Consider the following 15,095-nt stretch of genomic DNA (forward strand, 5'->3'; position numbering starts at 1 on the left):
GGTGACCTGTCATGAACCCGCTTCGGCGACGAATTCTCGACGAGCGCCAGCGGTCGCGATTTGCTGCATCTGCGCTATGCGACCACGGAGCTGGCTCTCCAGCTTGCGTTTCTCAGCTTCCGAGTTCGTCCGCGAAATCTCTTCGCGAACTTTCGCTATCTTTGCGTGTTGCCTGTTCGGAGCGACTACACGTGTTCTTAGCAGGACCACACCAGTGATCTCTGCCACCTTGTCCCTGATGGAGCGCTCTTTCGCTCTCGCGTAGCGATGGCCGTGACGGAATAAGGTCTGCTTGATTTTCCATATCTGGGCCTCTGGCACCGTGGGTCCAGAGATAGTCAGATCGTCCGCGTAGACGCTCAGTTTGCAGCTGCAATCTGCGACCAGCCGCGAAATCTCGTCCCACATATCGATGTAGCACAGGTACGCTAAAATCGGACTACACGGACTGCCTTGAGGTAAGCGACCCTTGAAAGTCACGACGTTCGTAAGGAGGGCTGCGACGTCGGGGGAACACTCCATTCGAACGTGAAAGAACCAAAATGCTTTCTTAGCCGTGCAACTAGGGAAGAAATCCTCGATATCCAGCAGCCTGATCGACCGAGCACCTACGTGGAAGGCCGCATTATCCGCATAAGACCGACCGGGCACCGGCGCAAATAGATAGTCGGGGGTAGTTACCCTTCGCAACAGGTCTGCAATGCGTGACTGAGCGGCTTTGAGTGGGCCAATCGGGGCGCAAATATTCCTCACACCTCCGGATTTTTTCGGCTTTGTGAATTCGAAGTACCGCTGATCGCCTTCAGCCAGCTTCTTCAGCTTGTCCGGCGATACATACAGCAGACTCGCGAGCTTCGCTTTCGAACGAAGACGAAAGAACGGACTGTCGCGAAGGGAGTACGTGCGCCGCGCCATTCACTAAGTCCGCGCTTCAACGAACTGGAGGAACTGCAACACTTTACCAGCGATAGCTCCCTTCACCTTAGCAGCCTTGCTAGGATCCTCAAGATTTTCAGAAAAGAACAGGATCGATGAAGCAGGTATGCCAAACTCTTTCGAGTATTTCTCGATCAATTCGATTGTTGGAGTCTTCTTGCCACTCTCAATCTCTGAGAGATAGGACTTTGATATTTCGAGCCGTTCAGCAAGTTCATGCTGTTTTAGATCATGATACACACGGACGAGCCGCAACGCTTCCGATAACATGGTATTTTCCTTTCTATAGGGATACATTGGAAGCGACTTAGCTGTCAGGATCCCCGTTCAGCCAGTTCCAGAACCGCCACAGGCGGAAAAGGAGTAGCATCACTCGGAATGTCCATTTCAGCAGGGCAGCACCGCGAACCCACTTTGGGAAGCGCCACTTCCTTTTCAGCCGCTGTCGTCGTTCGTTAGTTTCTAAGACCATGTTGGCCTCCTCTCTGTCGCCCTCCCCACGGAATTGTGGTTTGGGGTCATCTCGACAGAACGGCGCGGAACACGACGACTTAACCAATATACCAAGAGACCCCAGGTCATCCGGGGTCTCGCTTCGCTCGCCATCGTCCTCGGAGGGTCCAAGGGCCGTGGGCCGCGTAAGCAGTAGAGGAGTTTCCCCCTCCGCGAACTCGCAAGAGTTCAAGGTGTGATGAACTTCCTTCCGCATTAACTAACTGCGGAGAAGATAGATCCACGAGCTTCGCTAGTCAACAAAAAAGTTCGCCAACAGCGAACAAAGTTTTCTAGTTCATTTGTCAATCCTCGATCAGCGCACCAATAGCCGCCGTTAGCGGCACCCAGTTCCCGAGCGGCACGAACGCTCGAATGCCCTGCCGGATTTGGCTTTGGGTCATGTCCTCCCCCGTCCAGACCGATGTAGCGGCACCTCTGGTGAAGCTAATGGCGCTGTCCCATTGATCCTTTGCAGGAGTGCCGAAGAACACGTCCGCAGCCGATCCCGAGGCACGGGCCTGACCGAACTGGGGACCGAGCGGGGTTGCCAACAGGACACTATCGAGGAACATCGGGACCACCGAAGCGGTCGCCGAGCGGGCGAAGCCGTTCTTCAACAGGTTCGCCGGGTCCATGGTCTCTTCCCAATACTTCTCCCACCCCTCTTCGGTTACGGCCTCACCGGATTTGCGCACCGCGAAGGTGGCCGAACCGGCTGCGATCTCACCAAGGAGGAGGACGATCATCTTGGGATCGGTGAAGGCCCCGTGGTTCAGCGACCAGAGGGTGGACTTGGCCCACGCACCGAAGACGAACGTGCGGAACTGCACGAACATCGACGCGACCGGGCGGCTCATCCACTTCGACAGAGCGCCGTAATCGTTCTGCTGGACGAGCCGGTCGGTGTACCGATTGAGGAAGACACGGAACTTCGAGACAGTCGCCGGGTCCCACTTCATCGTGTTGATGCCGACGATCTTGTTCCCATCGAACTCGGAGTGTTCCAGAAGGTCCCTGAACAGGCTCTTCGCGTCAGCCTCACCGAGGCCGATGGAAGCCATCCGGTCCCGATCACGAGGCTTGAGCTTCGAGTAATCGAAGGACCCATCCGCGTTGCGGGTCTTACGAGCCATATGCGCGATCTGCTGCGTGATTGCCTTCATGGCCCAACGCTGCTGGTAGTCTTGGATTTGACGCATGAACGAGACGTTGGCCGTGAGCCGTTGTCCCGCGTCAAGGACGTTATCGACCACCTGCGTGATCCGCCCGCCCGACTGCGCACCAAGGCGATCATCGTTTAGGCGCAGGTCGTAGCGGTTCCACAGGTTGTCCATGCCGATCCCGGTCATGTCGGCCAGTTCGTTGAGAAGCTTGTCCTTGCTCAACTTGCCGGATGATACGGCGCGACCCATGTCCCTGATCGCGGGGATTTGCGAGAGTGATGCACGGAAGCCCGTCAGTGACACGATCTTCCACGTCTCCTGAATCTGGTTCAGGCCCATGTTGGACATTAGGCGGATGAACTGGGTTGCCTTGAGACGCCTTGCCCACTGCGCATAGCCTTTCTCTTGTCCGTAGATCGGAATGCCATTGATCTTGGCCCATCCGAAGTCGATGTTTTCCAGCGCGTTCCTGAGTTCCGCTTCTTTCTCGGCACGAGTGCCAGGCATAAGCCGATAGCTTTCCTTGAGGGACTGCTTGAGTTTGTCGAGATCGCTTTCGGAACGGATGCCATCAACGATAAGCTCCCCCGTTTCCGGGTTGAAAATCTTCGTCTTGGCGAATGCAATCCGGCCCGACATCGACCGGGCATACCGGCGGAACAATAGCTCTGCGTCTTGCTCGAACAGGTCACGAGGCCGTAGCTCGATCAGGTTGCCTTCACGGTCCTGAATAGTGGCCTTGTAATCGTGGTTCATGAGGGTTCGGCGCTTGAGGTAGCCGACGCCTTTGGAGCTATCGCCTTCGGTCTTCTTCGCCTGATCCATCATGCCGGAAAGCAGATCGAAAACTTCTTCAAGCTCTTTGCTCGAGAGAACACCCTGATCTTCCAGAGCTTCTTGAAACGCCTTCTTGAACCCTTCGCGATCCTCCAGATGCAGGGCCTTGGACATGCTGTCCTCGATCCCGTAGCCAGCCTTTCGGATATTCGCCCAGTAGCCCTTTGCCATGCGTCCCGCGAGGTCGTCCGATATCCGGGCTCCAGCGTGGTCCTTGATGGCCTCTTTGAAAAACTTCTCCATGACCTCGTGATGTACGAGCTGGTCAATGTGGGCGATGTAATTGTGGTCCGCGACCAGCGGCACGTAGTTCGCGTCTGGTCCGCCTTTCCACAGGCCCGCCTCCTCCATATCCCGAGCGAAATCACCCATGGATTTGCGGAAAGCGGTTGCGGCCTTGACCACATGCGGGTTCGCGTCGGGGGATGGAGCTCGATCCCAAATGTAGTCAGCGACGGCGCGGTTGAAGTCTCTCTCAAGCTGTGCCTGTCCGGTGAGGTTTAGTCTCGAAAGACCGGCCTCCTTGATGAACTCGTTCTTCGCCGGAAGATAAGCTGCGTTGAAGTTGCCTTCCGCCTTCCGATGCGCCGCTGTGAAGCGGGAGTTCACGCTGTCCGGGACAACGCTATGGTCGGTGAAGCCAGCGGTCTCCTCGAAGAAGTGAGCGCCTATCAGGCGGGTGAACGGGTTCTTTGCCGTGGTCATCTGACCTGTCACGTCGCCCTTTCGGAACCACCCGCCGAAGCCTCTCGGCACACTCTCGTCGGACATTTCGATGGACAGACCGCGATCAAGTCCAATCAGGCTATCCCTCATTTCGGGGTTACGCGCTGCGCCTCCCGAGCCGGATAACTGGATCGAGCCGCCTTCCGGGGCCACTTCCGGGGGCTTGATGCCGCGCCGAACGCTGGCCGCTGTATCGTAGGCCGCATGGGCCTCGAACGATGAACCACGGTTGGCTGCGAGGGCTCCACCGAAGGCACCGAACACGGCACCGAACGTTCCGGCCGTAACCGGATCGGCATAAGGGTTGTCTGTCACCTCGCCGGAAGCGAAGTCCAGAGCGGCGTTGACTGCTGCACCAGAGACGGCACCATAAAGCGCACGGCCTACGCGACCGACGCCCAAGGCTGCGCCGCCCATACCACCAGTACCGACACCTACCGCCACGGAGACGGGATCAATGGCTCCCGCCACCAAGCCCTGCGAGATATTCGCTGCGGTGCCGGAGACGCCCATACGGGCTTGACGAACCAAGTCCTCCCGAACCCACTGCTCACGGCTTCGAAGATTGAACTCCGAACCCGAGGAAAGAAGGAAGTCGTGGTATTGCGAAGGGTATTGCTTGGTGAGGTGCGTGCCGCGCTCATCGCCAATAGTGAAGTACGGGTCTATCCCGCTCTCCCCCATCCACCGTGTGAGGTGCGACGTGATGCCGAAGCTCTCATAGTTCGCGCCGACGCCTTCAAGGAAGGAATACGGCTCGGGTTCCGGGTTGGCGTTCTGCTCCACATAAGTCTTCGGCTGCGGGGCCATGACGACATCATTCGCGGTGGTCTGGATTTCGGGACCACGAGTGTCGGCTGACGTGTAGTAGGTCGTCTCGGTGGGAGTGAACTCGCCGTTCAGCAGGGCGACTGCCTTCTGCTTATGGGAGCCCATCTGGTATTGGACTTTGTCCCGAACTGTTCCCGGAGCGCCGCCAGCCCCGGCGTCACTACGGCCATAATACTGCTCCCCGATACCCCCGGCGTTGATGGCCGAGTACATTTCGAGGAGGCCCATTCCGGGCTTGAAACCTGCATCCACAAGGTAATCCGCCGAGACACGAACGGCGTCTTCAATCGGCATACCCTTGTAATAGTTGTATTTCTCTCGTTGCGGCTGACCCATCTGGATCAGGCCGCGATGTTCGCCCCATTGCGTCACCGGACCCTTCTTCCAAGGGTCGAAAGTGCCGCCTGTCTCGTATGAGATAACAGTGGCGAGGTCAGCGGGATTAGCGCCGATCCGTTCGGCTTGGCTCACGATGGCAGATGCCAGTGGATTGTTCATTCAATTCTCCAAATGAAAAAGCCCCGTCACGAGGACGAGGCGATGTTGTTTGTGTGTGGGGACATGAGCGTGGCCCAAGTGGGCGACGGCAGTTGGTCAGTCGGCACACATGAGGGCTGCGGCTTTCCGGCGAGCTAGTTCCGCTTGCTTTGCCGCAAGACGGTCTACCTCCTCATTCCGAGGGTCCCCGGCGTGGCCCCGAACCCACTCCCAGGTGATCGCCTTGCCTTCGGCGGCGGCAACGATCCGCTCCCAGAGGTGACGGTTCTTCACCGGCTTCCCGTCGCTCTTGCGCCAACCGTTCGTCAGCCACGTCGGCAGATAGTCGGTCGTCGTTCTGACGATCAGTTCGAGGTCAGGACGGATGACAATGGGCAGAGGTTCGTCGGGAGCGAGTTGTTCGAGCGCCTTGGCAACAGCGATCATTTCCATGCGGATGTTCGTGGTATTCTCCGGTTCGAAGCCGAAGACACGACGGCATTTCAACTCAGTGCCATCGGCAGCAATGCGCCGGAGGGTGGCGGCGTAGCCACCGGGGCCGGGATTTCCGTGGCAACAGCCATCGGTGTAGATCAGGATATGCGGGTGGTTTTCGGGTTTGCTCATGTGTTCCTTTCGGTGGGACGTGCAGCGGGATGCGGTGCGAGGAGACACCAAGGATCAAGCGCAAGTCTTGGTGAGCTTGCGTGGTGAAGTCTTATGACGGTGAAGAAGGAAGGCTGGATAAGACCGGGGTCTTGAGGGTGCCGAAGTGGAGAGGTCTTCCTCGTCATCGAAATTGAAGAAGAAGATAAACTGCCTCGACAAGGGCGGGACTAGTCCCACTCTCGTCAGCCTTTCCGGCCCGTCATGCCGACGGCAGACGACAAACGACGAAACGGACTTGAAGGGTTTCAGTGTCTCCGGGTGTCAGCTCACATCCTCCACCCCCTGTGAACTTCCACTCTTATGATACGGGATTTTCCTGAAAGTGGCACCCTTCCACTCACGCGGCCTTTCGGAGTTCGCCAAGGTGGCGGAAGACCGTCCTCCGGGGAATGCCTGTAAGCCGAACGATCTCGGATGCGCCTCGCCCTTCACGATGAAGACGAGTTATGCTTTCCCGGCGGATGCGGTGCCCCGGCACTTCTGCAAGGTCAGTCGTCTGTGCGAAAACCTGTCGAACAAAGTCCTGCCCCTTCGACGTGACGAGGATTAGAGGGCGCGGGATGCCAGTTCCGCCCTTGCCCCATCGGCCCACGATCTGGACAACTAATCCGGCCCGAACGGCTGCTGGCGCTGCCACTGGGGTGCGGTAATAGTCCGGCTTTCGGAAGAACGGGTTGCACTGCATCGGGACTTCCTTTCGGGTCAGTACCCTATCAACAATCCCGCACTGCTCCATGTGGTCCGTGAGTTGCGGCGTGGTGATGCCTAGGGTTTCCGCAAGTGAGCCGATGGTGACGCAACCGGTGGCGACTTCTCCCGTCTCCGGGTTCACGATTTCTCCCGGCTTCCTGCCGGCAATGAAGAACCCGCCCCGCCGAGCATAGGCCTCCTGTTTGGCCTTCGTCAGCATTGTGAGTGTCCACCGTCTGCCGCCTCGTGCAATTGCCTCGGCTCTCTTTGCAGCGATCCACTCGGAATAGTCTGCCGTCATTGGCTCGCCCGCAGCGAGGCACCGCGCTCCGCCATAACCGTGTCTGTGCGCTTGGATTTCCCACGATGCAGCACGATGTTTTCCGGGCGAAGGTCAAGCGTATCGCCGTTGACGTACCGGACTACTGACTGTGGCCGCGCTCCAGAAATGATACGGGCGGGCATAACTGCCGCGTTTCTTCCCCGGCGAATGGGAACACAGGTGCGGACGTAGTGCTTACCGCAGCCGTTCGTGTCCAAGTACCAGACGCCAGTCGCTCCGCTTTCCCGAACTCGATTGAAGTCGCTCACTGTGACGAGCGCATACTGCCGTCCGTGCCTGTCCAGCGGGACGCGGTAGCAAGCTCGCCCGTGCTGATCGTGAAACATGATCGGCTCATGCCGGAAGGGGTTCAGAGCTTTTGGGCTCATGTGGATTGGTCTCCTATTCCATGGTTGAAAAAAAGTAGCCACCCGTCGCGCAACAGTTTGTGCAACTTACGGAGTGGCGATTGTGTTTGAGGGGGGATCAGGTGCCGTCTATTCCATGCCTGATAACTGATAGATGGACGAAGGAAGGCAAGTGGAGAAAGGCGTGAAAGCGACGGCAGGAAAGTCCTTAACTAGGGTGTAATCCGGTGTCCCGCTCCTGCGTCAGGCGGGCGATCTTCACCTGCATGATTCCCATCGCCTGTGGTAAGAGAGTGCGTTCATATCGGTTCTCCAAAATCAAAACCCCCGGTGGTGAACCGAGGGTTTTGGAGAAAATGGGCGTCTTGACTAAGCGATAATCGGGTGAGGCGTTCCGTCACCAGAACGTTGCGAAGAACTGGGCTCCGCAACCCCGCTAAGTATGTCGAGGCACATCGCTTCCGGGCTATTCGCCGGTAGTCCAAGCAATTCATTCGTTTGCATCAGCTTGGCAACAGCAAACGTGAACGGCACTCGCACCTCCTTCGATTTCGGATCGACCCCTGACGCCAAAAGACCCGCAAGCTGGAACGCTTGATCCATCGCCTCTATCGCGGCTCGAAGGGCATGGCTTGCAGGAGCGCTGACGGGTGCTGCAACCCGCTCCATCTCAATTATGGAATCCACAAAGAGAGAGAGGCTGGTGGGCTTCGCTTGGCTTGTTCGCATGTCTCAAACTCCTATGCTTAGTTATGGAGCGGCACATTACGGATAATTTTAATGTTGGAAATCAATATCTTGTCCCATTATCGGGAGGTTCCCCATAGTGGGAATGAAGTACGCAAAAACGTCCCACTATCGAAACACGAGAGAGACCCTGCGGTTGAGGCCCCCGAGCTTTGCAACGAAGATCGGGAGCTCCCATTATCGGGAGCAAATGGACAGAATGTCGCAGCAAAGAAATCTGCTGGCACCGCCCCTACACGGTTGACACCAGCGCTCGATTCACGGAACATTTGAAGAACAAACTGGAGGTGGCGATGACCTACCACATCGAATCAACACACGCCGAAGGGCTCGAACGCCTAGATGCCTACATTTCGGAAATGAAAGCGGGGCGCTTTCGGCACTACCGAGAGGGGTCACACGGGCGGCTGAATGTAGACGACACAGCGAGGATGATTGAAGTCGCGCAAGCAGAGAGGAAGCTACGGGTTTCCCTCGCCCTCCTCTCACATTGAATTGGCTTAGGCTCCGGCCTTGTTCGTCTTTCCGGCCTCTTTCAGGATGCTGAATACACTCGATCTGCTTGCCCCTGTGGCGGCGACAATCTGCGGGACGGTCTTTCCCTCATCCCGTAGCTGAATGATCGTCTGTGCCTCTCTCTGGGCCGTTGGTGCGCGTCCCTTGTACTTCCCCTTCGCCTTGGCGTCGGCAATGCCTTCCCGCTGTCGTTCGAGCATCAATTCCCGCTCGAACTCCGCAATCGACCCCAATAGGTTCAGCATCAGCTTTCCCGTGGGTGTAGAGGTGTCGAGGTTCATGGCGAGAATGCGGAGGCTCACGCCCTTGGCCGTCAGGGTGCCGACAATCGCCACTAAATCAGCCACCGAACGGGCAAGACGGTCGAGCTTGGTCACGATGAACGTGTCGCCTTCCCGGAGGTGATCCAGCGCCCTTTGAAGCTCTGGCCTCTTAGCGTCCTTGGCCGATGTCTGTTCGCTGAATACTCTGTCGCATCCGGCGGCCTCTAGGTCCCGAACCTGTGCGGCAAGTCCTGCCTTTTGATCTGTGGTCGAGGTGCGGGCATATCCGACAAGCTGTCCGCGATAGCTGGCATTGGTCATGTGTGCCTCCATAGTCCAAATAGATTCTTTAATCCTTTCGGACAAATAGTCCAAAAAGTCAACAACCATTCGTGTTGGACTATTGAGGAGCGATGACGAGCAGTCCAGCTAGACCAAGCCCTGTTGGACTACCTGCGTCGCCATTTCCGCTGCACCCATCCGACGACAACACCGCATATCCAGAATGCCACCCCTGCAAGCAACAGCGTCGTCACTTCCCTGACATCATTTGCTCGAAAGCCCCCGCGCCCTCCCTTCAAGGCAAAGGCAAGTCCATTGAACAGGAACCAAAAGCCCATTGGGACGGCGAATATCAGAGCGGCAAGCATGGTCCCCATCAAGCCCGAAGCGCTGCGCCACCCTTCAAGCCCCAACAGGTATCCACCGAAGGCCGCAGCACTTATCAACAGCAAAACGTAGAGTTCCATGCGCCCCCCTATGGGCGACCCCCGCGGGGGGTAATGCGGCTCATCACCTGTCGAGGTCGATGCCTCGAATTTTTGGGGAAATTTTGGTCGCCCACTACTTATGGTAACGAAATAATCAAACTTCGCCTAACATAGATACGCATGGGGCAGCAAAGGGGCGGACAAATAATGGCGAGAGAAATCTCAATCACACTAAAGCTAGTATTTCGCGGAGGGCACGCGGATGAGGGCCGACTGGACTTATACGACGGAGCGGACTCAATCTTCGGATTTGCCAAAACGCTCCAGATGGCGACTCATGCCTTCGTCAAAGACGGCATCACGAAAACTGCTCCATCAATGAAAGGAGCCAAGATATTCATGAGCCCTCCCAAGGCGGGCTCCTTCGTAGAAGTTTTGCAAGTCACCATTACAGACCCAAACTTCATGGCAGGTCTAACCACAGGTGTCATTACTAACGCATTCTACGATTTCCTTAAAATAGCCCTTGGACGTGCTGCCGGGCTTATGTTTGAACCGGAAACACCGGCGATAAGGCAGCGACTAGAAAGGGACGAACCGTTCTTCGATGAACTAGCTGACTTGTTGGAAGCACCGTTGCGGGAGGGACACCGGACAATCGAGGAAAGCGGCGGAACAATCTCGCTGGAACGCCCGCGATCCAATCTTTTGACTTTTGACGCAGACACGCTCGACTGGGTAAAAACTCGCGAGGAGGACGAAGCATCCACTTTCCGCCTCGGCACCGTCACTCGGTTCAATATCATTTCACATAACGGCAGAATTTACGACAAGACCGAGGATCGAACTATCCCATTCAAGGCGGGTGAGTCACTCAATCAGTCCTCCATTCTTCTCCTCAGTAAGTCACTCGATGAGGCAAACAATCGGCTTCCTGGCTTGCTGGAATTTCAAGTTGCACCCGTTCGATCTGCTCGGGGAGTTATCAAGCGGTTCATCCTGTCTTCTTGTCGCAAACCGGGGCTTTTGGGACCTGCACATTCCCTATAGGAAATATTGATAGGACAGTTTATCACAGATTTAGTGCGGTCCACATTTCGACCGCACGAGGTCCACAAGTCGGAAAACGGAGATTGACCGGACAGTCGACAAAGCATTGATAATAATGAACTTTATGGTATTTTTTACTGAGAGGCTGACCACCTAGAACGCATGTCGGGTGCGCCATAATTTCCTAAAGCATTGAAACAGAAAAACGCTAAGTGTCGGTCATCCAGAGGATCGCGTCGACAAGCAGCCGTTGCACCCCCCTATGACCAGGCAACCCAACCCGGCCGTGAAGACGGCTGCCGATCCGGTCCCATTGTTCGTCCGTTAGTGTCCGTCTGCTCAACGCTGGCTCCGGCGTCAGCCTGGAATCAGAACTTTAACCCAAACGGAATCACTGAATGCCGACAAAGCCTAGTGCGTGGAGAAGCACAGACACGGCGGTGTTTGGCGGCGGAAAGGTTCGAACGTTTCGGTGGAATGATCGCCCTACGAATGGGTTGCGGCGTGGCGTGGCGGGAACGCACCCCGACGGGGCTTGCTATGGTAGGGAACATGCCCGCCTTGCCGTTCGGCGGACACAAGATTGTACCTGTGGATGCTACGCCTTCCATGCCAACCAAGCCATAGAAGGCGCGCGCATTCAAGCGGCAGCGGACGTTGCCGCCAGCTTTTGCACGTCCTGCGTCGTCAGAGGCTGGCCGCCAATCGCCCAGTCGCCCGAGGCGATCTCGTTGATCTTGACCCAGGTGACGCCGCGCATGGCTTCGCCTTCCACGCGGATCATGGCGGCGGTGACTTCGCGGATCAGGTCGGCTTTTTGCGCCGGGGTGAAGACGTCTTTGATGACGTCGATGGTGACGAGGGGCATTGGCAATCTCCTTTGGCTGTGGTTGCGCGCCAAGGATGAAGCGGCGGACGTCCGGCGGCCACTGTAAGAAGTGTAGCAGCCTAGCCGGATGATCCATGATAATCTTCCGCGCACTAGGGAAGGTTCGGGTATGGCCGATCGCGGTTACAACCAGTTTTGTCCAGTGGCGAAGGCGTGCGAGCTGCTGCAGCCGCGCTGGACCTTGCTGATTCTGAGCGAGATGTGGTCGGGCTCGACGCGCTTCAACGACATTCACCGCGGCGTGCCGGGCATGTCGCCGACCCTGCTTTCGCGCCGACTTAAAGAGATGGAGGCCAGCGGCCTGATCCGTCACGACGCCAACGGGTATCATTCGACGGTGATGGGGCGCAAACTGGAACCAATCGTCCATGCCCTGGGTCAGTGGGCGCACGAGAATATCGATTGCGAGGTCAGCCTGCGTGATCTCGACAGCCGGCTTTTGATGTGGAACGTGCGGCGCAAGATCGACCTTAGCCACTTTCCTGACCGGCGCTGCGTCGTGCAGTTCATCTTTCCCGATCAGCCGGCGTCCGAACGCCACTACTGGCTGATTGCGCGGCCGGGCTGTGACACGGACCTGTGCGTCAGCGATCCCGGCTTTGCCGTCGACCTGTTCATCGAAAGCAGGCTGAAAACCCTGACCAGCATATGGATGGGCTGGTCGCCGATCCGCCCCGCATTGGAAGGCGGCGACATCTATGTATCAGGCGATGCCGCCTTGAAAGCCTCGATCGAGCGCTGGCTGGTGTTGAGCAGCTTCGCCGCATCTGCCTGCGGCTCGGCGGATGGACAACCTGACGCGTGCCGTTAGCCGCCATCGATATGAGAAGGCTTTAGAGGGTTATAGCGTAGACATAGTTCTCGTCTTCACCCGGCGCGGCGCGACATTAAAATTGTTGATTTAATTGGATTTTTTTTCGTCTCTCAATGCGAACGAGAGGAGAGCCGCGTTTTGTCCCGCCCTGTCCCGCGCAAGATCAAGGCGCAGAGGACCAGTTGATCATCCGCTCCTTCCTCGTAACTTTTGCCTCCGCGTAGCTCGCGAATCATATGGCTAAGATCGATTGTTCAATCTGTGTCGTCTTCACTCTGCACTGGGAAACTTTGCGCTTGTGACAGGATGGAAAGCTCAATCGACATGACGGAAATGCCAATCGTTCTGCCATCGTGATCGTCAACCCGCTGATTGACGACGAGAAATTTACGTTCCGAGCCTGCGGGTTTGTAAGCCCGTTTTATAATGGTCTCCCCTGCCAAGACACGTCCAAGGTCGGCTGTGACACGCGATGCCTCGGCAGCAGGCATGAAGGAAGATACCGTGCGACCGATCATCTCCTCTGGCGACAAGCCAAACATGCCAGCGAACCGCCCGTTAACGCTCGTATGTACCAGTTCGTTATCGAGGAGGCAGAGACCAACAGGTGCGGCGTTGTAGAGCGTCTCCAGCTGGTGAACGCGCTGGAAGGATGGCGCGGTCGATTTGTTTCGGACCAACGGCTTCTGGCGGTGATGCGCGATGATATTTGCCGCTTCCGCGGCGCAAACCGGTTTACCGAACAGCCAGCCCTGCCCAACATCGCAACCGAGACGCCGCAGCATTGCTGCCTGCTCCCCTGTTTCGACACCCTCCGCAACAACTGTCATGCCGAGGCTCTGACCGAGAGCAATCACGGAGGCGACGATCTTCCGGCTGCCGCTATCGGATGTGATATGGCGCACGAAACTCATGTCGATCTTCAGCTTGTCAAATGGAAAGGCATGAAGTTGAGTGAGACTGGCGAAACCCGTACCGAAATCGTCGAGGGCAATGCCCATCCCGGCCTCCTTCAGAGAACAGATATTTGATTGTACCGTCTGGTCGTTCTCCAACAAAGAGCCTTCGGTAATCTCAATATGCACGCGTTGGAAAGCGAACCCCGTCGCACTGACGATCTGCTGAATTTTTTTGGCTAGTTCGACATCCCGGAACTGGCCGGGAGACAGATTGAACGCGAGAATAAATTCACCAGGCCAATTCCGTGCTTGAGAGCATGCCTCGCGCACCAAATTTTCGGTGAGCAGATCGATAAGCCCATAATCTTCTGCCAGCGGGATAAACACCGACGGCGCAACTGTCTCGTGCCTATCCGTTGTCCAGCGCGCGAGCACCTCGAAGCCCACAATCGCGTCGGACTTCAACTCGACGAGCGGCTGGAATGATGGGCAAATCTCGCCGTGGTCGATCGCGTAACGGAGGTCGGCTTCTGATACCTTGGTGAAGCCAGAAACGGACTCTTCGGTAGCTGTCAACCTGATTTCCTATAACAGCGCAAAGGGCACTCTATTCGAGATTTAAGACACGGCATGCCAGCATGATAGATATGAAGTATAAAATGTACGTAGTCATAATCACTCTAATTTTAAAGGTATACCATCCGTTTCCCGCCGAAACAGCGTCCATACTAGGACTTTCCAGCGCTTGATCACCCTGCAGAAAATAGTCGGAAATTGGCACTGATCCTGCTGTCTTTGATCCTGCAGGCGGTAACGCCGCGCTGTCATTCTTCGAATCTGATCGCCAGACCGGCGATTGCCTCATCAATCTCAATCATGGCGTTACTCGTGCCTAGCCGATTGGAGTATGTTGGTAAAACCCAGTTGACCTGCCCGCCATCTGTGCCCTTCAAGCCTTCATTGCTGCTTGCAGCACCACGCTATCTGCCGTTTGCCGAAGGCGGATCGTGAAAGGCCCAAACGGTTCAACTCCTGCGAAATCGGCTATCCCATAGCGTCCAGCTCGACGTGTCTGTAGTGGTGGAGATCCTATCATCGACGGATACTTGGCCTTCTGGAGATGCGCCTTCGAAAACACCGTCTTGACTCTCCTCAAAAATGAGAACATTTATAGAACAAATGAGAGGGCGAGAGATGTCCGGGGCTGAGAAGATCATCGTGGTGCAGTTCAAGAAGGGGCGTGGCGGCATTGTGCCGGGCGATATTCGTCAGGCCTCTAATGCGGCCTCCGCTGAGAAAATCGCGGGCGCGATGGCGTCCCGTAATATTGGCGTTGCTGCCTATGCCGTCAGCGTGGACGAAGAGAGCGGCGATATGGCCGATCCGCGTCTTTTGGTCTCGCATGGCGAGATTGCCGACTTGATGCCGGACTGATCGGCAGGATCAATCATCTTTCACATCAATGAGCAAATGGCTCTGAAACAGGAGATCGAGAACGTGTGTGCCGAAATCAACGAACAGGTCGTGGATGTTGCGGCATATGTCATCCAATGCCACGACGGCGATGCAAAGGCGGCGGTGGAAACGCTGCTGGATGAGATCGAGCATCTGCAACAACAGCTTTCGGTCGCCGTTGCGGCCATGGGGCGTGGATTCACGCGCGGATGGATCCCAAACGGCGAGCGGGAGTGAC

General features: G+C 56.6%; 15 protein-coding genes and 2 pseudogenes. 5 read left to right on the top strand and 12 right to left on the bottom strand.

What is annotated here, in order from left to right; translation table 11 throughout:
* Positions 1–9 precede the first annotated feature (9 nt).
* The 9 genes from QE435_RS10135 to QE435_RS10175 form a co-directional block, all read right to left on the bottom strand.
* Entirely contained in the window at positions 10–915 is a 906-nt protein-coding gene (locus QE435_RS10135) for a reverse transcriptase family protein (protein WP_349041269.1), read from the bottom strand.
* A 3-nt stretch (positions 916–918) separates the two neighbouring features.
* The gene (locus tag QE435_RS10140; protein WP_349041270.1) at positions 919–1,206 is read right to left on the bottom strand and encodes a helix-turn-helix transcriptional regulator; all 288 of its coding nucleotides are present in this window, start codon (positions 1,204–1,206) and stop codon (positions 919–921) included.
* 527 nt (positions 1,207–1,733) lie between these two features.
* Positions 1,734–5,486, bottom strand: coding sequence for a hypothetical protein (locus QE435_RS10145; protein ID WP_349041271.1), 3,753 nt, complete (start codon positions 5,484–5,486; stop codon positions 1,734–1,736).
* 96 nt (positions 5,487–5,582) lie between these two features.
* Entirely contained in the window at positions 5,583–6,092 is a 510-nt protein-coding gene (locus QE435_RS10150) for a ribonuclease H (protein WP_349041272.1), read from the bottom strand.
* Between the two features lie 379 nt (positions 6,093–6,471).
* Complete coding sequence (locus tag QE435_RS10155; protein ID WP_349041273.1) at positions 6,472–7,125, bottom strand: winged helix-turn-helix domain-containing protein; 654 nt, start codon at positions 7,123–7,125, stop codon at positions 6,472–6,474.
* Positions 7,122–7,535: a hypothetical protein gene (locus tag QE435_RS10160; RefSeq protein WP_349041274.1), complete on the bottom strand. Its 414-nt coding sequence runs from the start codon at positions 7,533–7,535 to the stop codon at positions 7,122–7,124. Before QE435_RS10160 ends, QE435_RS10155 begins: the two co-directional genes overlap by 4 nt.
* A 348-nt stretch (positions 7,536–7,883) precedes the next feature.
* Entirely contained in the window at positions 7,884–8,243 is a 360-nt protein-coding gene (locus QE435_RS10165) for a hypothetical protein (protein ID WP_349041275.1), read from the bottom strand.
* 518 nt (positions 8,244–8,761) lie between these two features.
* Entirely contained in the window at positions 8,762–9,361 is a 600-nt protein-coding gene (locus tag QE435_RS10170; RefSeq protein ID WP_349041276.1) for a recombinase family protein, read from the bottom strand.
* Positions 9,362–9,489: 128 nt separating this feature from the next.
* Complete coding sequence (locus QE435_RS10175) at positions 9,490–9,789, bottom strand: hypothetical protein (RefSeq protein WP_349041277.1); 300 nt, start codon at positions 9,787–9,789, stop codon at positions 9,490–9,492.
* Positions 9,790–9,957: 168 nt separating this feature from the next.
* Between QE435_RS10175 and QE435_RS10180 the strand changes: the two genes are divergently transcribed.
* Complete coding sequence (locus tag QE435_RS10180) at positions 9,958–10,800, top strand: hypothetical protein (protein WP_349041278.1); 843 nt, start codon at positions 9,958–9,960, stop codon at positions 10,798–10,800.
* 220 nt (positions 10,801–11,020) lie between these two features.
* On the opposite strand, the pseudogene QE435_RS10185 reads toward QE435_RS10180, so the two are convergent.
* Both QE435_RS10185 and QE435_RS10190 read right to left on the bottom strand, forming a co-directional pair.
* Positions 11,021–11,143: pseudogene (locus QE435_RS10185) on the bottom strand (IS5/IS1182 family transposase); the annotation flags it as partial.
* Positions 11,144–11,440: 297 nt separating this feature from the next.
* Positions 11,441–11,668, bottom strand: coding sequence for a tautomerase family protein (locus QE435_RS10190; RefSeq protein ID WP_306933915.1), 228 nt, complete (start codon positions 11,666–11,668; stop codon positions 11,441–11,443).
* A 130-nt stretch (positions 11,669–11,798) separates the two neighbouring features.
* On the opposite strand from QE435_RS10190, the gene QE435_RS10195 reads away from it, so the two are divergent.
* Positions 11,799–12,500 (top strand): helix-turn-helix domain-containing protein, encoded by a 702-nt coding sequence (locus QE435_RS10195; protein WP_349041279.1) that lies wholly within the window; start codon positions 11,799–11,801, stop codon positions 12,498–12,500.
* Between the two features lie 257 nt (positions 12,501–12,757).
* Here the strand turns inward: QE435_RS10195 and QE435_RS10200 are convergent, their stop codons facing one another.
* Positions 12,758–13,978 carry an EAL domain-containing protein gene (locus tag QE435_RS10200; protein WP_349041280.1) on the bottom strand — a complete coding sequence of 407 codons (1,221 nt, stop codon included), beginning with the start codon at positions 13,976–13,978 and terminating at the stop codon, positions 12,758–12,760.
* A 373-nt stretch (positions 13,979–14,351) separates the two neighbouring features.
* On the opposite strand from QE435_RS10200, the pseudogene QE435_RS10205 reads away from it, so the two are divergent.
* From QE435_RS10205 to QE435_RS10215, 3 genes and pseudogenes are all read left to right on the top strand, one after another.
* Positions 14,352–14,450: pseudogene (locus QE435_RS10205) on the top strand (IS481 family transposase); the annotation flags it as partial.
* Between the two features lie 146 nt (positions 14,451–14,596).
* The gene (locus tag QE435_RS10210) at positions 14,597–14,836 is read left to right on the top strand and encodes a hypothetical protein (RefSeq protein WP_349041281.1); all 240 of its coding nucleotides are present in this window, start codon (positions 14,597–14,599) and stop codon (positions 14,834–14,836) included.
* Between the two features lie 36 nt (positions 14,837–14,872).
* The gene (locus QE435_RS10215) at positions 14,873–15,094 is read left to right on the top strand and encodes a hypothetical protein (protein ID WP_349041282.1); all 222 of its coding nucleotides are present in this window, start codon (positions 14,873–14,875) and stop codon (positions 15,092–15,094) included.
* Position 15,095 lies beyond the last annotated feature (1 nt).

Source organism: Agrobacterium sp. SORGH_AS 787, from assembly GCF_030819035.1.
Taxonomy (GTDB): Bacteria; Pseudomonadota; Alphaproteobacteria; order Rhizobiales; family Rhizobiaceae; genus Agrobacterium; species Agrobacterium larrymoorei_B.